This is a genomic window from Dermacoccus sp. BD5 (assembly GCF_044878485.1).
Taxonomy (GTDB): Bacteria; Actinomycetota; Actinomycetes; order Actinomycetales; family Dermatophilaceae; genus Dermacoccus; species Dermacoccus nishinomiyaensis.
The window spans coordinates 11,536-31,881 of the sequence record NZ_JANJER010000018.1; the positions used below are offsets into that span (position 1 = coordinate 11,536).

18 protein-coding genes, 1 pseudogene and 1 riboswitch are annotated in these 20,346 nt (G+C 69.3%); of the genes and pseudogenes, 4 read left to right on the forward strand and 15 right to left on the reverse strand.

The genetic code is table 11. The annotated features are described in order from the left end of the window. Positions 1-9: 9 nt before the first annotated feature. The 3 genes from NQ706_RS11950 to glmS all read right to left on the reverse strand — a co-directional run bounded on the left by NQ706_RS11950 (position 10) and on the right by glmS (position 4,081). Positions 10-1,716: a bifunctional ADP-dependent NAD(P)H-hydrate dehydratase/NAD(P)H-hydrate epimerase gene (locus tag NQ706_RS11950; RefSeq protein WP_235181939.1), complete on the reverse strand. Its 1,707-nt coding sequence runs from the start codon at positions 1,714-1,716 to the stop codon at positions 10-12. A gap of 2 nt (positions 1,717-1,718) precedes the next feature. Then, positions 1,719-2,069: a holo-ACP synthase gene (locus NQ706_RS11955; protein WP_038569133.1), complete on the reverse strand. Its 351-nt coding sequence runs from the start codon at positions 2,067-2,069 to the stop codon at positions 1,719-1,721. 158 nt (positions 2,070-2,227) lie between these two features. After that, on the reverse strand, positions 2,228-4,081 hold the full coding sequence (gene glmS, locus NQ706_RS11960; RefSeq protein WP_038569134.1) for a glutamine--fructose-6-phosphate transaminase (isomerizing): 1,854 nt from the start codon (positions 4,079-4,081) through the stop codon (positions 2,228-2,230). An 89-nt stretch (positions 4,082-4,170) separates the two neighbouring features. Between glmS and coaA the strand changes: the two genes are divergently transcribed. Next, on the forward strand, positions 4,171-5,133 hold the full coding sequence (gene coaA / locus NQ706_RS11965) for a type I pantothenate kinase (protein ID WP_006944139.1): 963 nt from the start codon (positions 4,171-4,173) through the stop codon (positions 5,131-5,133). 150 nt (positions 5,134-5,283) lie between these two features. Here coaA and NQ706_RS11970 read toward each other — a convergent pair whose 3' ends face one another. The 5 genes from NQ706_RS11970 to mca all read right to left on the reverse strand — a co-directional run bounded on the left by NQ706_RS11970 (position 5,284) and on the right by mca (position 9,470). Continuing rightward, positions 5,284-5,700 carry a hypothetical protein gene (locus tag NQ706_RS11970; RefSeq protein WP_038569137.1) on the reverse strand — a complete coding sequence of 139 codons (417 nt, stop codon included), beginning with the start codon at positions 5,698-5,700 and terminating at the stop codon, positions 5,284-5,286. 199 nt (positions 5,701-5,899) lie between these two features. Next, complete coding sequence (locus tag NQ706_RS11975) at positions 5,900-7,312, reverse strand: PhoH family protein (RefSeq protein ID WP_038569139.1); 1,413 nt, start codon at positions 7,310-7,312, stop codon at positions 5,900-5,902. Positions 7,313-7,474: 162 nt separating this feature from the next. After that, positions 7,475-8,239, reverse strand: a complete 765-nt coding sequence (locus NQ706_RS11980; RefSeq protein ID WP_006944141.1) for an isoprenyl transferase — start codon at positions 8,237-8,239, stop codon at positions 7,475-7,477. Positions 8,240-8,316: 77 nt separating this feature from the next. Then, on the reverse strand, positions 8,317-8,529 hold the full coding sequence (locus NQ706_RS11985) for a hypothetical protein (protein ID WP_006944099.1): 213 nt from the start codon (positions 8,527-8,529) through the stop codon (positions 8,317-8,319). Continuing rightward, positions 8,529-9,470 (reverse strand): mycothiol conjugate amidase Mca, encoded by a 942-nt coding sequence (mca, locus tag NQ706_RS11990; RefSeq protein WP_051806090.1) that lies wholly within the window; start codon positions 9,468-9,470, stop codon positions 8,529-8,531. Before mca ends, NQ706_RS11985 begins: the two co-directional genes overlap by 1 nt. Before the next feature lie 80 nt (positions 9,471-9,550). Here mca and NQ706_RS11995 point away from each other — a divergent pair, with 80 nt between their 5' ends. Then, positions 9,551-9,940, forward strand: coding sequence for a DUF4307 domain-containing protein (locus tag NQ706_RS11995; protein WP_006944133.1), 390 nt, complete (start codon positions 9,551-9,553; stop codon positions 9,938-9,940). A 208-nt stretch (positions 9,941-10,148) separates the two neighbouring features. After that, the gene (greA, locus tag NQ706_RS12000; protein ID WP_006944071.1) at positions 10,149-10,640 is read left to right on the forward strand and encodes a transcription elongation factor GreA; all 492 of its coding nucleotides are present in this window, start codon (positions 10,149-10,151) and stop codon (positions 10,638-10,640) included. Positions 10,641-10,751: 111 nt separating this feature from the next. On the opposite strand, the gene NQ706_RS12005 is transcribed toward greA, so the two are convergent. From NQ706_RS12005 to NQ706_RS12025, 5 genes are all read right to left on the reverse strand, one after another. Beyond that, positions 10,752-11,096 carry a hypothetical protein gene (locus NQ706_RS12005; RefSeq protein ID WP_038569143.1) on the reverse strand — a complete coding sequence of 115 codons (345 nt, stop codon included), beginning with the start codon at positions 11,094-11,096 and terminating at the stop codon, positions 10,752-10,754. Continuing rightward, positions 11,093-12,301 carry a cystathionine gamma-synthase gene (locus NQ706_RS12010; RefSeq protein WP_038569144.1) on the reverse strand — a complete coding sequence of 403 codons (1,209 nt, stop codon included), beginning with the start codon at positions 12,299-12,301 and terminating at the stop codon, positions 11,093-11,095. The genes NQ706_RS12005 and NQ706_RS12010 overlap by 4 nt, the downstream gene beginning before the upstream one ends. Positions 12,302-12,442: 141 nt before the next feature. Further along, a complete protein-coding gene (locus NQ706_RS12015; protein ID WP_081873718.1) occupies positions 12,443-15,508 on the reverse strand; it encodes a glycine--tRNA ligase in 3,066 nt (1,021 codons plus the stop codon). 55 nt (positions 15,509-15,563) lie between these two features. After that, a complete protein-coding gene (locus NQ706_RS12020; protein WP_038569146.1) occupies positions 15,564-16,358 on the reverse strand; it encodes a hypothetical protein in 795 nt (264 codons plus the stop codon). After that, positions 16,355-17,416 (reverse strand): GNAT family N-acetyltransferase, encoded by a 1,062-nt coding sequence (locus NQ706_RS12025; protein WP_038569148.1) that lies wholly within the window; start codon positions 17,414-17,416, stop codon positions 16,355-16,357. The genes NQ706_RS12020 and NQ706_RS12025 overlap by 4 nt, the downstream gene beginning before the upstream one ends. Before the next feature lie 153 nt (positions 17,417-17,569). On the opposite strand from NQ706_RS12025, the gene msrA reads away from it, so the two are divergent. Further along, positions 17,570-18,217, forward strand: a complete 648-nt coding sequence (gene msrA / locus NQ706_RS12030; RefSeq protein WP_006944083.1) for a peptide-methionine (S)-S-oxide reductase MsrA — start codon at positions 17,570-17,572, stop codon at positions 18,215-18,217. 67 nt (positions 18,218-18,284) lie between these two features. Here msrA and NQ706_RS12035 read toward each other — a convergent pair whose 3' ends face one another. Further along, entirely contained in the window at positions 18,285-19,238 is a 954-nt protein-coding gene (locus NQ706_RS12035; protein ID WP_051806092.1) for a neutral/alkaline non-lysosomal ceramidase N-terminal domain-containing protein, read from the reverse strand. Between the two features lie 26 nt (positions 19,239-19,264). Further along, positions 19,265-19,928, reverse strand: a pseudogene (locus NQ706_RS12040) (neutral/alkaline non-lysosomal ceramidase N-terminal domain-containing protein). Between the two features lie 210 nt (positions 19,929-20,138). Beyond that, a riboswitch (SAM riboswitch) is annotated at positions 20,139-20,250 on the forward strand. Positions 20,251-20,346: the final 96 nt, after the last annotated feature.

Consider the following 20,346-nt stretch of genomic DNA (forward strand, 5'->3'; position numbering starts at 1 on the left):
GCACGGACGTCAGAGGCGGCCGGCGTGCAGGTCGTCGTCGAATCTCGTCTTGATCTCGACGAGCTCGGCGATGGCGCGTCCGACGTTCGAGGCGACGTCGAGCGCCCGCACCGGGCCGCCGGGGTTGGCCAGGTGCGCCGCCCGCCCGTGGATGTACGTCGCGACGGCGCATGCTGCCGACGCCTCGATCCCCGCTGCGAGCGCCACCCCGACGATCCCCGCGAGGACGTCGCCCGTCCCGGCCGTCGCGAGCCAGTTCGGTGAGCGGTTCTCGACGAAGACAGCCCGGTCGTGCGTGATGCCATCGGCTGATCGTTGCGCCGGACGCGCGATGACGGTCGCGCCGCCCTTGAGCAGCACGACGTATCCCGTCCCGTCGGCCATGCGACGAGCCCACCGCACGGGGTCGGCTTCGACGGCCTCACGCGTCACCTCGTCACCGTCGTCGGTGATGCCGAGCAGCGCCAGCGCTGACGCGAGTTCTCCCGCATGCGGCGTGATGACGGTGACGCTGCCCTCGGGCCGCTCGATCTCGTCGAGCCATGTCAGCGCGCCGGCGTCGATGACGACGGGAACAGCCTTGCCGAGCACCTCTATCGCGCTCTCGTAGCGTTCGGAGTTCTTCTCGCGCTCGCTCACGCCATCGATGCCAGAGCCAACGACCCAGGCCTGCACCCGGCCCATGCCGTGGACAGCCTCGGGGACGGCGGCGAGCACGAGGTCGGACGGACGTGACGGCCCCACGTACCGCACCATGCCGGCGCCGGCCGTCGCGGCCGCCACCGTCCCAAGTACCGCCGCACCGGGAAACGCGTTGCTGCCCGTCGCCATGCCGACGACGCCGCGCGTGTACTTGTGGTCGTGAGCTCCAGGAATCGGCCAGCGCCCCGCATACTGCTGCACGCTCCATCGCAGCGCATCGGTGCTCAGACCGTCGAGCTCGGCGAGCCCGATGTCGACGACTCCCACCTCACCCGCCGCGCGTGGGTCGAGCAGCATCGACGTCTTGAGTGCTCCGAACGTCACCGTGCGGTCAGCCGTGATGCCAGGTGTCGGGCAGTCGACGGCGACGACGCGCGTCTCGCGCCCGATCGCCCGTACGGCAGATGCCCACGGCGCCGCGTCCGAGTCGTCCTCGCCATGCGAGCCGCTCAAGCCCCGCGAGGCGCGCGCGCCGATGCCCAGAATGCCGTCGACGACGAGGTCCGCGGCCGTGATGGTCTGCAGCGAGCGTGGCCCGTCGCAGTGTTCGCCACCGCACTCGCTGTGCGGCCCATGCGGGTGCTCGATGACGTCGAGACCCGCGTCGCGCACCGCGGCGAGACCCTCCTCGTGCGCTCTGCCGGCGACGAGCACGACGTCGGCACGCACTCCGAAGTCGCGCGCGAGGTCACGGGCAGCGAACAGCGCGTCACCGCCGTTGTTCCCAGGCCCGACGAGCACGACGACGCGGTCAGCGCGAAGCCTGCGCACCTCATCGGCGACGACGCGCGCCACCGCAGCGGCAGCGCGCTGCATGAGCGTGCCGCTCGTCAGCAGCTCGCCGCTCGCCTTCTCCGCCTCACGAACCCACGTCACCGACGCCGTCCGCAGCAGGTCGTCACCGTCGAGCCGCCCGACGTACTCGATGTCGTTCTCCATCGTCATGCCTCCTCGACCGACGGCCGACGCGAAGCCACCGTCGCCCCAGCTGCCGTAACCCGTAGTGCAACTCATCGTCATGCCTCCGCGATGACGACGGCCGACGCGATGCCACCGTCGTGAGTCAGCGAGAGGTGCAGAGCGTCGACACCGAGGTCGTCCATGCGGGAGGCGACCGTCCCGCCCGTGCGCAGGAACGGTTGCCCCTGCGCGTTGGTGTCGACCTCCGCGTCCTGCCAGCTCATCCCGGGCGGCGCGCCGAGCGCCTTGCTCAACGCCTCCTTCGCCGCGAACCGGGCCGCGAGCGAGCGCACGTGCAGATCACGCTCCAGCGGTGTGAACAACCGCTCACGCATTCCGGGCGAGCTTTCCAGTGTCTCGGCGAACCGGTCGATCTCGACGACGTCGATGCCCACTCCCACGATCATGAGTTCAGTCAATCACTTGTCGCCTCGAGACCGAGCCCCCGAGCAACACGGCGCCGTCGTTGACGAACAGGGCGACCGGGCCTCGCGACGCTGGTCGCCGGCATACGACGGGGCGCCCCCACATGATGGTGGGAGCGCCCCGTCGGCGTCGGCGCGCGTCACTCCACGGTGACGCTCTTGGCCAGGTTGCGCGGCTGGTCGACGTCGAGGCCCTTGGCCGTCGACAGTTCGAGGGAGAACACCTGCAGCGGCACGATGGCGAGCAGCGGTGCGAGCAGCGGAGCCGACTTCGGGATGCGGATGACCTCGTCCGCGAACGGCACGACGGCTTCGTCGCCCTCCTCCGCGATGACGAGCGTACGTGCGCCGCGCGCACGGATCTCCTGGATGTTGGAGACGACCTTGCCGTGCAGACCGTGCGGCGTGTCGGGTCCGGGCACCACGATGAACACCGGCTGCCCAGCGTCGATCAGCGCGATCGGGCCATGCTTGAGCTCACCGGCGGCGAAGCCCTCGGCGTGGATGTAGGCGAGCTCCTTGAGCTTGAGCGCACCCTCCATCGCGATCGGGTAGCCGACGTTGCGGCCGAGGAACAGCACCGAGCGGGTGTCGGCCATGAAGCGGGCGATCTCGCGGGTGCGCTCGAGGTGGCCGAGCACCTCCTCGATCTTGGCCGGCATCTCCTGCAGCTCACCCATGACCTTGGCCGCGTCGTCGGCGTACGTGCCGCCGCGCAGCTGCGCGAGGTAGAGGCCGAGGATGTAGCAGGCCGTGATCTGCGCGAGGAACGCCTTCGTCGAGGCGACCGCGATCTCCGGGCCGGCGTGCGTGTAGAGCACGGCGTCGGACTCGCGCGGAATCGTCGCGCCGTGCGTGTTGCAGATCGACAGCGTGCGGGCGCCGAGCTCCTTGGCGTGCTTGACGGCCATGAGCGTGTCCATCGTCTCGCCCGACTGCGAGATCGACACGACCAGCGTGCGCTCGGAGACGATCGGGTCGCAGTAGCGGAACTCGTGCGCGAGCGACACCTCGACCGGGATGCGCGTCCAGTGCTCGATCGCGTACTTGGCGACCATGCCCGCGTACGCGGCGGTGCCACACGCGACGATCGTGATGCGGTCGATGGCCTTGAGGTCCTCTTCGGAGATGCGGATCTCGTCGAGCGTCAGGCGCCCCGCCTCGTCCGTACGGCCGAGCAGCGTGTCGCGCACCGCGTCCGGCTGGTCGAAGATCTCCTTCTCCATGAACGTGTCGTAGCCGCCCTTCTCGGCGGACGCCGCGTCCCAGTCGACGTGGAACGTCTTGCCCTGCGCCGCGGAACCGTCGAAGTTGCACACCTCGACGGCCTCGGGGGTGATGACGACGACCTGGTCCTGGTCGACCTCCATCGCCTCCTTGGTGTACCCGATGAAGGCGGCGACGTCGGAGCCGAGGAAGTTCTCGCCCTCACCGAGGCCGATGACGAGCGGCGAGTTGCGGCGCGCCGCGACGACCTGGTTCGGGCTGTCGGCGTGCACGGCGAGGAGCGTGAACGCGCCCTCGAGACGGTTGACGACCTCAAGCATCGCGGCCTTCAGATCGCCCGCGTACGCCTTCGCGAGAAGGTGCGCGACGACCTCGGTGTCCGTCTCGGACGCGAACTCGACGCCGTCCTCGAGCAGCTGCGCGCGCAGCGGGTGGAAGTTCTCGATGATGCCGTTGTGGATGAGCGCCAGCTTGCCGTCCGTGCCGCCACGGTGCGGGTGGGCGTTCGCGTCCGTCGGGCCACCGTGCGTCGCCCAGCGCGTGTGACCGATGCCGGTCGCACTCGCGGGAAGCGGGTGGTTCTCCAGCTCGGCGCGCAGGTTGGCCAGCTTGCCGGCCTTCTTCGCCGTCGAGACGTGATCGCCCGTCACCAGGGCGATGCCGGCCGAGTCGTAGCCGCGGTACTCGAGGCGGGCGAGGCCCTCCATGACGACGGCCTCAGCGCGCTCGTCGACCTTCGAGCCGACGTATCCAACGATTCCACACATACGATTCAGACTACCGGCACGCGCGCGCCGCCCACGAATCCCCGAACGTTCACGAAGCCGTCCCCGCACGGACTTGGCACAATGACACCGTGACCCGCGCCCACCACCCGCCGCTGCCGAGCCCCTACGTCGAACTCACCCGAGCCGACTGGGCCCGCCTGCGCGACACCCACCCCATCGACCTGACGAGCGACGACGTGCGCCGCCTCGCCGGGCTCGGCGAACGCATCGACCTCGCCGAGGTCGAGGACGTCTACCTTCCCCTTTCGCGCCTGCTCAACTTCTACGCCGCCGCGACGCAGAACCTGCACCGCACGACGACGGACTTCCTCCAGGAACGCCCCGCCAAGACGCCCTTCATCATCGGCGTCGCCGGCTCCGTCGCCGTCGGCAAGTCGACGACCGCCCGCGTCCTGCAAGAACTGCTCGCGCGCTGGCCCGACACGCCCCGCGTCGAACTCATCACCACCGACGGCTTCCTCTACCCCAACGCCGAACTCGAACGCCGCGGCATCATGGACCGCAAAGGCTTCCCCGAGAGCTACGACCGACGCGCCCTCGTCCGCTTCGTCGCCGAGGTCAAGGGCGGCAAGGCGGAAGTCGAAGCGCCCGTCTACAGCCACCTCGTCTACGACATCGTGCCGGACGAGAAGATCGTCGTGCGCCAACCCGACATCCTCATCGTCGAAGGCCTCAACGTCCTGCAACCACCCGTCTCGACGCCCGGGCAACCCACCCGCTCGACGCTCACCGTCAGCGACTTCTTCGACTTCAGCGTCTACGTCGACGCCCGCGAAACCGACATCCGCGAGTGGTACATCAACCGGTTCCTGCGCCTACGCGAAACTGCGTTCGCCGACCCCGACTCCTACTTCCACCGCTACGCCCGACTCGACGACGACGAAGCCGTCACCCTCGCCACCCGCATCTGGGAGAGCATCAACCTGCCCAACCTCATCGACAACGTCCAACCCACCCGCGGCCGCGCCACCGCCATCCTGCGCAAGAGCAGCAACCACGCCGTCGACAGCGTCAAACTGAGGAAGCTGTGATGGCCCTCGTCGCCATCACGCAAGGTTGCCTGCGCAATGAGCGGTCGGCGAGCGGGACGTCAGAGCAACTCGCGCACCTGCACCGGCGCGTACCGATGCGGCCGTCAAGCTGGTGGTCTGCGGGCAAGGCGGTCCTGCACCCCTGACGGGTCAGTGGGTGCGGGCGTGCTCGTGGGAATCGAAACGGTCGGGGACGTCGTCGCGCTCGAAGACCTCGTCGTCCTGGTCGAAGGCCCCGTGGCGGCGCTCGGCCGCGTCGAAGTCGTCATCCAGATCGTCGAGCGTGTCGAAGTCGTCGCGCGACTCCTCATCCGGGTGACGACGGCGATCCGCCGCCCACAACGCCATCCAGACGACGGCGAACAGCGCCGCCACCGCGAGACCCGCGAGCAAGCCACCCCCCGCGCCGAACAGGAACTGCGAGCCGACGCCCGTGCGCTTGCTCTCCCCGAACTCCGGCGCCGCACCCGACGACGCCTTCCCGGCACTGACCGCGGCGAAGACCGTCGCGACGAACGCGACAACCCAATACGCGATCCCGAAGAGCTTGTTCTGGACGAGACGCACGGTCGAGCCTTCCTCACGATCGGTGACCCGCCACCTCCCCGCGGCGGATCGTCGAAGCACACGCTACCCAGTCACGAGCCCACTGCGCGCGCGCCACACCGACACCGCTGCCACCGGCTCACATCGAACGCAGCGGGCACGCGGCCAGACCCCGTCAGGCCCCGCGCGTCGGCGACACGATCAGCCCACGCGCCGGCCGTCAGTTCGCGAGCACCGACGTCACGAGCGCCGCGATGGGGCTGCGTTCCGACCGCGTCAACGTCACGTGCCCGAACAGTGCGTGCCCCTTAAGCTTCTCGACGACCGCGGCGATGCCGTCATGGCGCCCCACCCGCAGGTTGTCGCGCTGCGCGACGTCATGCGTCAGCACGACGCGCGAGTTCTGGCCCATGCGCGACAGCACCGTCAGCAGCACGTTGCGCTCCAACGACTGCGCCTCGTCGACGATGACGAACGCGTCGTGCAGCGAACGCCCACGGATGTGCGTCAGTGGCAGCACCTCGAGCAGGTCGCGCGCGATGATCTCGTCAACGACCTCCTTGCTCACGACGGCCCCGAGCGTGTCGAACACCGCCTGAGCCCACGGGCCCATCTTGTCGTTCTCACTGCCCGGCAAGTACCCGAGCTCCTGCCCGCCGACGGCGTACAGCGGGCGGAAGACGATCACCTTGCGGTGCGCGCGACGCTCCATGACCGCCTCGAGGCCCGCGCACAGCGCGAGCGCGCTCTTGCCGGTGCCGGCCTTTCCGCCGAGGCTGACGATGCCGACGTCGAGGTCGCTCAACAGGTCGATGGCGATGCGCTGCTCGGCGGAGCGGCCATACAACCCGAACAGGTCGCGGTCGCCGCGCACGATCTTCACCACGTTTCCCGGCATGACGCGCCCGAGCGCCGAACCGGACGCCTCGCCGTCGGCGCTCAGGATGACGCCGGTGTTGACGGGCAGATCCTCGAGGCCGTCGAGCGTGACGCGCCCCGTCGCGTACAGGGTGTCGATCTCACTCGCGTCGACGCTGCGTTCGACGATGCCCGTCCACCCCGAGTCGGGCACCCCGTCGGCGCGGTACTCATCGGCCGACAGCCCGGTTGCGGACGCCTTGATGCGCATCGGCAGGTCCTTGCTCACCACCGTCACGTCGTGGCCCTCGGCCGCGAAGTTGGCGGCGACCGCGAGGATGCGCGAGTCGTTGTCACCGAGCCGGAAACCCGCGGGCAGGGCGGCGGGGTCGGTGTGGTTGAGTTCGACGCGCAGCGTGCCGCCATCACCGATCGGGACGGGGTGGTCGAGGCGGCCGTGACGCACGCGCAGGTCGTCGAGCAGGCGCAGGCACTCACGCGCATAGTAGCCGAGCTCGGGGTGATGACGCTTGGCCTCGAGCTCGGTGACGACGACGACTGGGAGCACGACGTGGTGCTCGGCGAACCGGGTGAACGCGCGCGGGTCGGACAACAGCACGGACGTGTCGAGCACGTACGTCTTGACGCGCTGGGCGACGGCGGCGTTCGTCGTCGCGCCGTCATCGGTTCCGGGCCTGAGGCCCGATTCGAGCTGGGTGGTCGAGGTGAGCGCGCCCGCGGCGCCCCCCGTCGTGAGGGTGTCCGCCAGGGTCATCGTCGATTCCTCGGGTCACGGGTGCGAACGCGCCGGCCGGGCGCCCGCGAGGAGCCGTCGTGCACCCCTCGTCCTCGACGCTAACGGCGGCGCCACCGCAGGTCGGCGGACAGCCTGAGAAGCCTGCATGAACTTCACGTGAATGGCCGCCGCAGCGACGCGTCACGACCCGAAACGACGCTCGCGTTCGGCGTAGGCGCGCAGCGCGCGCAGGAAGTCGACGCGACGGAAGTCGGGCCAGAACGCTTCGCAGAAGTAGAACTCGCTGTGCGCCGACTGCCACAGCAGGAAGCCGCCGAGGCGCTGCTCCCCCGAGGTGCGGATGACGAGATCCGGGTCGGGCTGGCCCTTCGTGTAGAGGTAGTCGCCAACGCTGTCGATCGTCAGACGCTGCGCGAGCTGCGTCATGTCCTCACCGCGCTCGGCCGCGTCGAGCAGGATGGCGCGGAAAGCGTCGACGATCTCCTGACGCCCGCCGTACCCGACGGCGATGTTGACGACCATTCCGTCGCCGTCCTGCGTCGCGCTGACGGCGTTCTCCAGCCGGGTGCGCGTCGCCTCCGGCAGCAGCCCAAGGGCGCCGACGAGGTTGAACCGGCGGTTGCCGGCTGCGGAGAGTTCGTCGACGACGTCCTCGATGATGGCGAGCAATGGCGCGAGCTCGGTCTCGCTGCGCTTGAGGTTGTCGGTCGACAGCAACCACAGCGTCACGACCTCGATGCCGAGCTCCTCGCACCACGTGAGCAACGGTTCGATGTTGTCGGCGCCCGCCTTGTGACCGTGCGCGGTGTTCGCGCCCCTCTTCTTCGCCCAGCGACGGTTTCCGTCGAGCATGAGGCCGACGTGACGCGGGAGACGCTCAGGAGGCAGGCCCTTGACGAGTTGGCGCTCGTAGGCGGTGTACAGCACGTCGCCCGGCCCGCGCATGGCTGCCTCCTCGTGGTGTGGCGCTGGGTTGACGATAGCAACGCCGGAGCAGGTGGCCTGCCCCGGCGCCGCGACGATCAGTGCTGTGCGCTGCCGATCGGGTCGTCGTCCCCGCGCGGCGCGGAGTCTGCCTCGCGTGCGCCGACGCTCTGCTCGCGCTCGGTGAACGTCATCTTGCGCAGGTGCGTGTTCATCGAACGGAACAGAAACCAGCACGCGAGCGCCAGGCCGAAGAGCACGAGAAAACCCCAGATGCCTGCGGTGACCTCGACGGATTCGTTGCCGCCCATCAGTGTTCCTTCCGTTCGACGACGTCGTCGATCACCATTGTGACAGCGCCGCTCGTCGCGAGTGCATCCGCCTGCTCGGGTGATCCGAGCCCGGCGAACAGGTCGTCCTCGTCCGGGGTGAGCGGCACCGCGCTCAGTGCGAGGTCCCATTCCTCTGTCGGCCACGCCTCGCCCTGCTCGCGCGCGTCGAGCGCGAAGAACATGCCGTCGGGGTCGATCTGCGTCGCGTGGGCGAGCAACGCGCGCGAGCGCACGTCGAACCACTCATCGCAGCGCACCCGCGTCGTGACGCGCCCCTCGGGCCGGTCGCTGCGGCGCTCCAGCCATTCGGGGTACGGCGAATCGCGCCCGTCCTTCACGAGGGCCTCGTGGTAGGCGCTCAGCTTCGCGCGGGTGAAGGTGCGGTCGTAGTAGACCTTGAGCGGCTGCCACGGCGCACCGGCGTGCGGGTAGGCGTCCGGATCGCCCGCCGCGCGGACGGCGGCGATCGTCACGACGTGCGTCATGATGTGGTCCGGGTGCGGGTAACCGCCGTTCTCGTCGTACGTCGTGACGACGTGGGGGCGGCGCTCGCGGATGACCCGCACGAGCGCCTCGACGGTGATGTCGAGCGGCTCCAGCGCGAAGCAACCGTCGGGCAGCGGCGGCAGCGGGTCCCCCTCGGGCAGACCCGAATCGACGAAGCCCAGCCAGACGTGCTCGAAGCCGACGACCTCGCGCGCCTTCGCCATCTCCGCGCGACGCAGCGCGACGAGGTCACTCTTGACCTGCGGGTCGTCGACGAGGCGCGGGTTGAGCACGTCACCACGTTCGCCGCCGGTGCAGGTGACGACGGTGACGTCGTCCCCCTCGGCGAGGTAGCGCGCCATCGTCGCTGCGCCCTTGCTCGATTCGTCGTCCGGGTGCGCGTGCACCGCCATGAGCCGGAATCCGCCTGCCACCTGACACCTCGTATCGTGAGACCTGTTGAACTGCTCCGCAGGCGAACCCGCGAAGCACCCATTGTGACAAAGGAGAGCGAGTGCCCCTCGAACGCCCACGGGCCGAACAACGCAAGTGGTGGATCATCGGCACGCTCGGCGTGGTCCTCATGACGGCGTTCTGCATCTGGTTCGGCATCCAGTGGACGTCGAACACGGTCACCGCGAACCAACACGGCTTCAAGGTGCTCTCCGACGATCGCATCCAGGTGAGCTGGGACGTCATCCCCAGCGACAAGGACAAGCCGGTGACCTGCACGCTCATCGCGCTCAATGACCGCCGCGACGTCCTCGGTTCGAAGTCGGTCTCGCTCAAGCCGAGCCCCTACGACTCGACGACGTACACCGACGTCGTGCGCACCACGTCGCGCGCCGTCTCGGGCACCGTCAAGGAGTGTCACTACACGGGCGAGAAGGCTCAGGCCGAGTGACGTCGCGGCGTCGATGCCGCGGCACACTCTCCCGCTGACGACGCGCGCAAGAGCCGTCGACGACGTGCGTTCTCGCGCCATGGCGCTAGAATGGTGGTTTCACCTGGGCTGAGACGCGCACCGCCGCCGGCGGACACCGCAGCGTCTTGGCCTTGTTCTTTCGTGCGGGAGACCGTGCGAGACCCGAAAGCACAGCAAGGAGAAGACCGTGAGCGAGACCACCACCTCCTCCAGCTTCCTGACGCAGGACGCATACGACCGTCTCTCGGCGGAACTCGAGCACCTCAAGGGAGAGGGCCGTTCCGACATCGCGAAGCGCATCGAAGCCGCGCGCGAGGAGGGCGACCTCAAGGAGAACGGTGGCTACCACGCCGCCAAGGAGGAGCAGGGCAAGATGGAGGCCCGCATCCGCCAGCTCGAGTCGCTGCTGCGCGACGCCGTCGTCGGGGAGGCACCGAAGGACAACGGCATCGTCGACTCCGGCATGGTCGTCACCGTCGAGATGTTCGGTGACACCGAGACGTTCCTGCTCGGCAGCCGTGAGATCGCCGGGGACGCCGACATCGACGTCTACTCCGAGCAGTCGCCGCTCGGTGAGGCGATCATGGGCAAGAAGGTCGGCGAGGAGACCTCCTACGACGCCCCGAACGGCAAGACGATCGAGGTCAAGATCGTCGACGCGAAGCCGTACGCCGGCTGACGCATCGTTCGGCACGACACGAAGAGGGCAGCCCCGTGGTGGGGTTGCCCTCTTCGTGCATCCGACGCGACGCGTGCGCCGGCTCCGGTGTGCGCGGCCGGCTGGTCCGCCTCAGACGGTGCCAGTCGTCACCTGCGCCGCGACGGAGATGGCCAGCAGCGCGCTGACGCCGAGCAGCAGCCAGCCCCAGACCCATTCGGCCTGGGCCGGCCGTGGCCGACGCAGATCGGTGCGCGGGCCCCGCGCCCCGAGGTGGGCGACGACGTCGGCCGGAGGCTCGGGGCGGTCCTGGTCGAACGGGCCGCCCTGCGTGTCGGCCCACCACCGCTCCGCCCGCGTGATGCCGGCCTCGTCGCGCGCCCACGCGGCGCGCGCCGCCCGGGCGCGACGCAGCAGGTACAGCGCCGCGACGAGCGCCACGCCCGCGAGGACGAGGCGCACGACGACACCCGTCATCGCGTGGAGTCGAGTGCGTTTCGCAGGTCGGCGACGAGGTCGTCGGCCTCCTCGATGCCCACGGAGAGACGGATGAGGGCGGCCGGTACCTCGAGGTCCGTGCCGGCGACGGAGGCGTGCGTCATCCTCGCCGGGTGCTCGATGAGCGACTCGACGCCGCCGAGGCTCTCGCCGAGGGTGAAGATCTTCGTGGCATTGCAGACCTCGAGCGCACGCTCCATGCCGCCGGCCACCTCGAAGCTCACCATGCCGCCGAAGCGTTTCATCTGCTTGACGGCGACGTCGTGGCCCGGGTGCGAGGCGAGGCCTGGGTAGTAGATCTTCGTGACGTCGTCACGGCTCGCCAGGAACTCGACGATCTTCTCGGCGTTGTCGCAGTGACGCTCCATGCGCACCGACAGCGTCTTGAGACCGCGCAACGTCAGCCAGCTGTCGAACGGACCGGAGATGGCGCCGATCGCGTTCTGGTGGAAGCCGATGCGCTCCGCGGCGTCTTCGAACTCGGGCACGCCGATGTTCTTCGCGACGACGACCGCTCCCCCGACGACGTCGGAGTGGCCGCCCGAGTACTTCGTCGTCGAGTGCACGACGATGTCGGCGCCGAGCGCGATCGGCTGCTGCAGGTAGCTCGAGGCGAACGTGTTGTCGACGACGAGCAGTGCGCCCGCCTCGTGCGCGACGGCCGCGAGCGCCGTGATGTCGGCGATGCCGAGCTTGGGGTTGGTCGGAGTCTCCACCCAGATCAGCTTGGTCTTGTCGGTGACGGCGGCGCGCACGGCGTCGACGTCGGCGATGGGTGCCGTCGAGTACTCGACGCCCCAGCTCTTCGTCACCTTGTCGACGAGGCGGTAGGTGCCGCCGTAGGCGTCGGTGGGGATGACCATGTGCTCACCCGGGCGCAGGATCGAGCGGATGACGGTGTCCGAGCCCGCGAGACCGGAGGCGAACGCGAAACCCTTGGCGCCGCCCTCGAGAGCGGCGATGCACTCCTCGAGCGCCGTGCGCGTCGGATTGGCCGAGCGGCTGTACTCGTAGCCCTCACGCAGACCGCCGACGCCGTCCTGCTTGTAGGTCGAGGTCTGGTAGATGGCCGGAACGACCGCGCCCGTGCGCGGGTCGGGCTCCTGCCCCGCGTGGATCGCGCGGGTCGTGAAACCGAGGGTCGAGAGGTCGGAGAGGTCTGCGTTCTCGTTGTCGTGCGTCATGCCGACAAGCCTAGTGCTGCGCACCGACAACCCCGAAAGTCGTGTGAATCCGGCACCGAGGCCGCACTGCACACGGCGAATGGGGACACGACGATGGCCCCACCTCGTCGACACGGGGTGAGGCCATCGGGTTCGCTCGGGTCAGACGTCGAGCGCCCGGTCGAGTTCCTTGTAGTCGATGCCGGCCGGCGCCTTGGCGATGACGCTCTGCAGCAGGCCGAGGCGAGCGGCCTTGAGCGCCTCGTCGTCAGCCATGACGAGGACGTCGTCGAAGAACCTGTTGAGCGGCTCGGTGAGACCCGAGGCGTCCGCGAACCACTGCGTCAGCGAGTCACCCGAGTGGTCGGGCAGTGCCTCGACGAGCGGAGCCAGCGTCTTCTCGGCCTCGTCGGTGAGCACGGACACATCGAAGCCCGGCTGGGTGCCCGCAGGCACGATGCGCGTGATGCGCTGCGTCACCTGCACGAGGGCGCGGAACGCCTCGTCATCGCGCAGAGCCTCGACGTCGGCGAGCACCGCGGCCGCGCGACCGGGCGTTCCGGCGCTCGGGCTGAGGGCCGTGACGAGCGCCGCCGAGACGCCTTCGTCGCGCAGCTGATGGCCGAAGCGGCCCTCGACGAACTCGAGAGCCGATGCGAGCGCCTCGCCCGAGACCTCGACGCCCTGCTCACGCAGTCGCGCGGCGGCAGCGTCGAGACCGTCGCTCACGCTGATGGCGGCCACGGCCGGCACACCGCGCAGGATCGACACGACGCCGAGCGCCGCGCGGCGCAGCGCGAACGGGTCGGACGAGCCGGTCGGCTTCGCGCCGATGGCGAACATCGCGGTGAGCAGATCGAACCGGTCGGCCAGCGCGAGCAGCGCGCCCGGCGTTGATGCAGGCAGCGAGTCGCCCGCCGAGCGCGGCTTCTCCATCTCGAACAGGGCATCGGCCACAGCCGGGGCCTCCCCCGCCTTCAGCGCGTATTCGCGCGCCATCGTTCCGGCGAGGCTCGACAGTTCGACGACCATCGCCGTCGACAGGTCGAACTTCGCGAGCGCGCCGGCACGCGACAACGTTGCCTGCTCATCGCCCGTGAGTTCAACGGACGCAGCGAGTTTCATCGACACGTCCTTGATGCGGTCCGCACGCTGCGCGAACGAACCGAGACGGTTCTCGAACGTCAGCTTGTCGATCTGCGCGCGGAAGTCGTCGAGCGGAACCTTGAGGTCGGCCTCCCAGAAGAACGCCGCGTCCTCATAGCGGGCCCGCAGCACCGACTCGTTGCCGGCGCGCACGACGTCGTCGTCGATCGAGCCGTTGGCCATCGTGACGAAGTACGGCATGAGCGTGCCGGAGGCGTCGCGCACCGGCAGGTAGCGCTGGTGCTTGCGCATGACGGTGGTAAGGATCTGCTCGGGCAGCTCGAGGTAGCGCTCCTCGAAGGTGCCGAGCACACCGTGCGGCTCCTCGACGAGGTTCGTGATCTCGTCGACGAGGCCCGCCTCGCCGTCGATGTCGATCGTGCCGCCGACGCTCTTCGCGAGCGCCAGGGCACCGTCGACGACCTGCCGGCGTCGCGCGGTCGGGTCAAGCACGAAACCGGCCGTTTCGAGCGTCGGGACGAGCTCGTCGGCAGCGGCGACGTCGACGTGCGGCTGCGCTGCGGTGCGCGCGACGTACGTCGTGCGGCCCGTGGTGAGTGAGCCCACCGTCGCGGGGACGACGTGCTTGCCCCACAGCGCGACGACCCAGCGGATCGGGCGGCTGAACGTCAGCTGCGGGTCGTTCCACTTCATGTTCTTGTCGCTGCGTAGGCCGGAGACGACGTCGGCGACGATCTCGCCGAGCACCTCGAGCACACCGCGCCCCGTCTGCGTCTGCTTGACGGCGACGTGCTGGGCACCGTCGAACTCGGCGGTGACGACGTCGTCGACGGAGACGCCCTTGCCGCGCGCGAAGCCCTCGAGGGCCTTCGTCGGCGCACCGTCCTTGTAGGCGGCCGCGACCTTCGGGCCCTTGGCGAGGGTCTCGGAGTCCGGCTCGTGCGCGCTGACCCCGGGCACGGTGACGACGATGCGGCGCGGCGTGCCGACGACGGCGACGTCGCCGTGCTCGAGGCGGGTGCCGGCGAGCGCCGACGTGACGGCGTCACGCACGGCGGGAATCGTCGCGTCGAGCACGTGCGGCGGCATCTCCTCGACGCCGATCTCGAACGTGAACGTCTGCGGCGCGTCGCCGAGTTCGGCTGCGGTGGGCGCCGGTTCGGGCTTCTCGACGGGCTGGGTGACGTTGGGCGCCGACGCGGCCGCCTCCGCCAGCTCACGCACGCGTGACGTCGCCGCGTCGCCCTTGAGCAGCGGGTGACCGAGTTCGGCGCGACGCTCGGTCCACAGTGCACCGGTCTCGCGAGCGAGGCGGCGCATGAGGGAGAACGAGCGCGCACGCTCCGTCGTGGAGACGGCGCCGCGGCTGTCGAGGATGTTGAACGCGTGCGAGCTCTTGAGCACGTACGTCCACGCCGGCACCGGCAGGCGTGCGTCGATGAGGCGCTGAGCCTCGTCGGTGTACTCCTTGAAGAACGCGCGGGCCGCGTCGACGTCGGCGTCGTCGAGGTAGTAGCGCGACATCTCGTACTCGTTCTGCGCGAACACCTCGCCGTAGCTGATGCCCTCGGCGTACGCCATGTCCTTGAAGTGCGTGACGCCCTGCAGCGCCATGAGGATGCGCTCCATGCCGTACGTCAGCTCGACGGCGACAGGCTCGAGGTTCTGCCCGACGACCTGCTGGAAGTATGTGAACTGCGTGACCTCCATGCCGTCGAGCCAGACCTCCCAACCCAGGCCCCACGCGCCGATGGCGGGCTGCTGCCAGTTGTCCTCGACGAAGCGCACGTCGTGCGCGTCGAGGTCGATGCCGAGCGCCTCGAGCGAGCCGAGGTAGAGCTCCTGCGGGTTGCCCGGGTCGGGCTTGAGGATGACCTGGAACTGCGTGTGCGTCTGCAGCCGGTTCGGGTTCTCGCCGTAGCGGCTGTCATCCGGGCGCACGGAGGGCTCGACGTACGCGACGTGCCACGGCTCGGGCCCGAGCACGCGCATGACGGTGTTGGGGTTCATCGTCCCCGCACCGACCTCGGTGTTGTAGGGCTGCACGACCATGCATCCGCGGTCGGTCCAGTACTTCTGCAGCGTCAACAGGGCATCTTGCATCGTCAGCACGTCGGTCACGCGCCCCAGGTTACCGAGTGCGCACGCGCCCCGCCCATTCGTCCCGATCACGGCGTCACAGCAGACGATGACGGCGCACGCGCCGCCCGGGAACGCGGGCGCTCGTCATGAGTTCCCGCGTCGTCAGCACCTTGGTCGGCGACATCCATCCGCACGACGGCTTGTGGAGCGCGTAGCCACCACCCAGGCTGACGGCCGCGTGGTCGATCAGGCCGTCGGGGTTGCGCCAGACATGGACGACACCAAGGCCGTCGTCGGTGTCATGACGCGGCAGCAACCGCGTCCGCTCTCGCAGCCACGCCTCGATCGGCTCGCGCTGCATCCACTCCTCACGTGCGCCGTCCACGCCGGCCGCGGCGAGAACGGCACCGAAGCAGTTGGGCCCGCTGGCGCGCGGGAACGTCCCCGCGATCTCACGGGCGCCTGGCAGCACGGCGTCGATGTTGGCCCAGGCCCGCTGGGTGATCTCGCGATGACGACTCGCGCGCAGCCCCTCGACGACGTATGCCACGACGCGCTCGAGGTCGCGCGCGATGGCCGACGCGTCGTCACCGCTACGCCAGAGGTGACGCGTGGGTTGCGCTCGCCTCAGAGACGCAGGCAAGGCGCGTGCCGCCGCGCGATCGAGCCAGCAGATGGCTTGGTCGTCCACGCCGTACAGCAGGAACGTGTCCTTGAGCTCGAACGTCACCCGCTCGGGCTCGTCGCGCAGGCCGAGGTCGTGCGCGACGCTGCGGGGCACGACGAACGGCTGATCGACCGGCATCGTCCAAGCGCGCCACTGGAGCAGCTGCTCGTGCGTCACCTCGATGCCGAGCACCTCGCGTACGGGCGCACCGGACGGGCTCATGCAAGCCTCTTCTGCCATTCGATCATCGTGCCCTCGCGTTCGTAGCCGAGCTCGGAGTTGATCCGCAGCATGTGGGTGTTCGTCTCGTCGTTCCAGGTGCGCTGCACCTCGACGCCCGGCGCGACCTGCGCCAGCAGCAGCGACACCGCAGCCTTGACCCGGTAGCCGAGCCGGCGCCCACGGTGCGCGGCGTCGACGAGGGTGTCGTCCTGGTAGGCGATCCAAGGCGTCTCCGCGGGAACGCTGACGTGCGTGAACGCGGCCATCTGCCCGCTCGGTCGGTGCCACGCCACGGCCTCGACGACGCGTCGGCCCTGAGCGCGTGCGGTGTCGAACAGCTCGTGCACCCGCGCGGCATCCCACGTCTCCGGTTCGATCGCAACGTCACCGAGCGGGGTGTCGGTCGACATCATCGCTCCGAGACGGGCCCGCTCCTCGAGCCACTGCGACGGGAGGTCGTCGACGGCCGTCTCGACGACATACTCGTCGTCGAACGCGAGGGCGGCACGCATCTGTGCGGCGACGGCGTCGCTCACCGGCAGACGCTGAGCGTTGCGCACGCACGTCTGGGCCTGAGCGAACCCTCGGGCAGCGAGGAAGGCGCCTGCGGCGTCAGGCTGGCCGACGGGCGTCTGCGTCTCGACGAGGACCGTCGTACGTCCCTCGTCCTGCATGATCTCCTCCGCGGCTGAGAGCAACGCCGAGCCGACACCCCGTCGTCGCGCGGGAGCCAGCACGTCGAGGTGGAGAAACGCGAGGCGGGTGTTGTCGCGGCGCGGCAGGACGAGCTCGGCGGCACCGACGACGCCAGCTGCTGTGTCCACGCCATCATCCTGGATGTCGGCTGCTCCCCCAACGGCGTCGTCGTCGCACGAGGCTTCCCCCTCGACGGCGACGAACGCATGACGCGTCTCGGATTCCTTGCCCCACATGGCGCGCAGCTCGTCGGCGGGGTAGGCGGTCGTGTGCTTGCCCCACTGCTCGTGGCCCACCGTCATGAACACCTGCGCCCAGGCGTCGAACAGCGGGTCGGACGGGCCGATCTGACGAATGCGCATGGCGACATTGCACTCAGCACCAGCTGCGTACGCAACCGGTTTTTCGGCGCGTCCGCCTGGATCGTGCGACAACCCGTTCATGCCGGCGGAGGCTCGGGCCGGAATGCCTCGACCGCCCGCGGTGTTGTCTCGGAACCCGAGGAAAGGCACCTCATGTTCACTCGAAAGCACACCCGAACGCCCGAGGCGAGCGACCTGCACGACGTCCTCGACGTGCCGATGTTCTCCGAACTGCCCGACGGCTCGGCGACCCTGTACGTCGCGATGGGCTGCTTCTGGGGCGCCGAACGCATCTTCTGGAAGATTCCGGGCGTCGTCACCACGGCCGTCGGGTACATGGGCGGCCACGCCACCGAGCCGACATACGAAGATGTCTGTGGCGGCGGCACGGGCCACACCGAGACGGTCATGGTGGCCTACGACCCGTCGCGCGTGTCCGAACGCGAGCTGCTCAAGGCGTTCTGGGAGAACCACGACCCGACGACCGCGAACCGGCAGGGCAACGACGTCGGCACGCAGTACCGCTCGGCGATCTACTGGACGACGCCGCAGCAGGAGCGCGCTGCCCGCGAGACGTCCGCGCTCTTCCAGGAGGCACTCGACGACGCGGGTCGCGGCGCCATCACGACCGAGATGCGCCCGGCGGACGAGGCGGGCCCCTTCTGGCCGGCGGAGCTGTACCACCAGCAGTACCTGTCCAAGCACCCTGGCGGCTACTGCAACCACGGCTTCAAGGGCGTCACGTGCCCCGTCGGCGTCGCCGACCTGCCCGCGCAGACGGACGTCCTCCCGCCACGCTGACGACGACATGCACGGCGGCCGCTGAGCCGGTGGCCGATCAACCGGCCACCGCGGCGCACCGGCCGTCTCAGCGCACCTGGAAGGCCCGGCTCGTTCCGGTGTAGGCACTGACCTTGCCGTTCCAGCCGTTCTTCCAGTTGCCCTGCTGCACGAGGCGATACGTGCCTGCGGGCGTGCCGCGACGTATGCGCCACTCCACGGTGCATCTTGAGTACGAGACGCCCTCGCGCGACCAGACGTACGAGGTGTCCCAGTCGTGATCGTCGAGGACGTCGACCCACGACGAGCCGACCTGACGCTGCACCTTGACGAACGTGCCCATCGTGCGGAAGTCATTCTTCGGGTGGCCGCCGCGGAAGACCGCCCGCACGCTCGAACCAGCCGAGCACGTGGCGTCCGGCTGGGTCAGGACGTCACCGAAGTGCTGCCCGGGTGGGACGTCGTCGAACACGACGCCGGGGCGCGTCCCAGCCGTCAGCCCCGTGTCCTTCGGCGTGATGCCCGAGACGGCAGCCCCGCTGGCGAGCCCCTTGGCGAGTGCGTCGTATTCCTGGCAGAAGGCGCCCAGCTCGTTCGGGCCGAACTCCGTCGCGGCGCCCTCGTAGTGCTGCTCGCCGTACTCCTCCGGCGTCGTGATGTACCCCGTGTACTGGTTCGACAGCCCGGCGATGACGGCGTGCGTCACGCCCGCTCCGCGCAGCGCGGCGAGCACGCGGGCGCGGATGCGCCGCCCCGCCATCGCGGTCGCTTCACCCAGCACCGCGATGAGGGCGAGCTGGCCGATGCGAAAGATCTGCACCGGGCTGCCGCCGAACCCGGGCGACGAGAAGGCATTTCCGTGATTGCTCACGACATCACCCTCGTCGCACTGCGCAAAGGCGGCGACAAAGCCCTTGGAATCGCGCGGATGCGCCTTCATCCGTTGCTCGAAGAAATACTGCGCATACCCCTTGTTGTCGCTCGAGATGAGCGTCGAGTCGAGACTGAAACTCGTCGGGTGGATCGCGAACCAGTTGATCAATCCTCGGGGCGTGCCGTCCGCCGCCGTCAGCTCGAGCTGCAGACCTCCTCGTTGACGGACGAGCCGAACGCCGCGGCGTCCTTGTTCGCCTCGTAGGCGGGCAGGGACCTGTTGCGCGTCGCGCCCGTCAGCGTGCCCGTCTTGAGGCTGACGCGGCCCGGCTCGAGATTCGCGTGAGACCGTGCGATGGCCTCGACGATGCCCGTGACCACCGCGTCGTAGTTGTGTTCGTCGTACCCGTAGCCCGCGCCGTCGTTTCCGGCGATCTGGTAGAGCCGATCATCGCTGTGCCCGGAGTTGCCGACGTGCGTGTGCGTCGCGGAGAGCATGACGTTCTCGTCGGTGTAGACGCTGCCGAGCCGGCGGCGAAGCCGCTCGACGACGGTCAGCTTGATCGACTGGAACACGGCCCCGAGGTCGACGCTGACGAAGACGAGACGCGAGCCGCCGCCCGAGGCGCCGATGATGAAGGCGTGCGTACAACCGCGCGTGCAGGCCCGTCATCGTCTGGTTGGCGGCGTAGCCGAAAGCGCCGGTCTCGGCGACGGCACCGGTGATGTCGTACAGCCCGGCGCCGACGAGGTAGGCATCCCCGCTCGCGGCGTCAGCAGGGGCAGCCAGCGGCATGCTCAGGCTCGCGGCAGCGGCCGTGACCCCCGTTCCGAACGTTCGGCGGGTGATGGTTGCCATGTCTTCCCCCTCGGCGCGTGACCGACGTCACACTCGTCGCCCACCTAGACGATCGTCCAAAGCGGTGCGAGGAAATGACTCACCCGCCTCGAAGGCGAAAGACGCCGCACCAGCCCATCCCGCGTGTCCCACGCCACAATTCTCGCGCCACGTCTCATCTCCAGTGCCACGACTTGACGCTTTGTCGTGCGCGGCTCTAATGTCGCTGCCGGTCACGAGATCCGATGCAAAGCCCTGGCTGGTCGGACGGCAACCCTCACACGCGTGGCGGGGTGCTCCAGGTGATGACCCGGCCGCGTCGACCACGCGGCAAGCACGCTCGGCACCCAACGTGACGGCATCCTCGTGAACCTTCCGTTGCGCTGCCCAGGCCCCGAAAGGCATGCCCCGCACGACACCGCGCACCGCGCCCCACCCC

Coding starts and splice junctions, on each gene's coding strand:
- NQ706_RS11950 (WP_235181939.1), bottom strand. CDS start 1,716: ATGAGTTGCACTACGGGTTACGGCAGCTGGGGCGACGGTGGCTTCGCG.
- NQ706_RS11955 (WP_038569133.1), bottom strand. CDS start 2,069: ATGATCGTGGGAGTGGGCATCGACGTCGTCGAGATCGACCGGTTCGCC.
- glmS (WP_038569134.1), bottom strand. CDS start 4,081: ATGTGTGGAATCGTTGGATACGTCGGCTCGAAGGTCGACGAGCGCGCT.
- NQ706_RS11975 (WP_038569139.1), bottom strand. CDS start 7,312: ATGACCCTGGCGGACACCCTCACGACGGGGGGCGCCGCGGGCGCGCTC.
- NQ706_RS11980 (WP_006944141.1), bottom strand. CDS start 8,239: ATGCGCGGGCCGGGCGACGTGCTGTACACCGCCTACGAGCGCCAACTC.
- NQ706_RS11985 (WP_006944099.1), bottom strand. CDS start 8,529: ATGGGCGGCAACGAATCCGTCGAGGTCACCGCAGGCATCTGGGGTTTT.
- NQ706_RS12005 (WP_038569143.1), bottom strand. CDS start 11,096: ATGACGGGTGTCGTCGTGCGCCTCGTCCTCGCGGGCGTGGCGCTCGTC.
- NQ706_RS12010 (WP_038569144.1), bottom strand. CDS start 12,301: ATGACGCACGACAACGAGAACGCAGACCTCTCCGACCTCTCGACCCTC.
- NQ706_RS12020 (WP_038569146.1), bottom strand. CDS start 16,358: ATGAGCCCGTCCGGTGCGCCCGTACGCGAGGTGCTCGGCATCGAGGTG.
- NQ706_RS12025 (WP_038569148.1), bottom strand. CDS start 17,416: ATGCGCATTCGTCAGATCGGCCCGTCCGACCCGCTGTTCGACGCCTGG.
- msrA (WP_006944083.1), top strand. CDS start 17,570: ATGTTCACTCGAAAGCACACCCGAACGCCCGAGGCGAGCGACCTGCAC.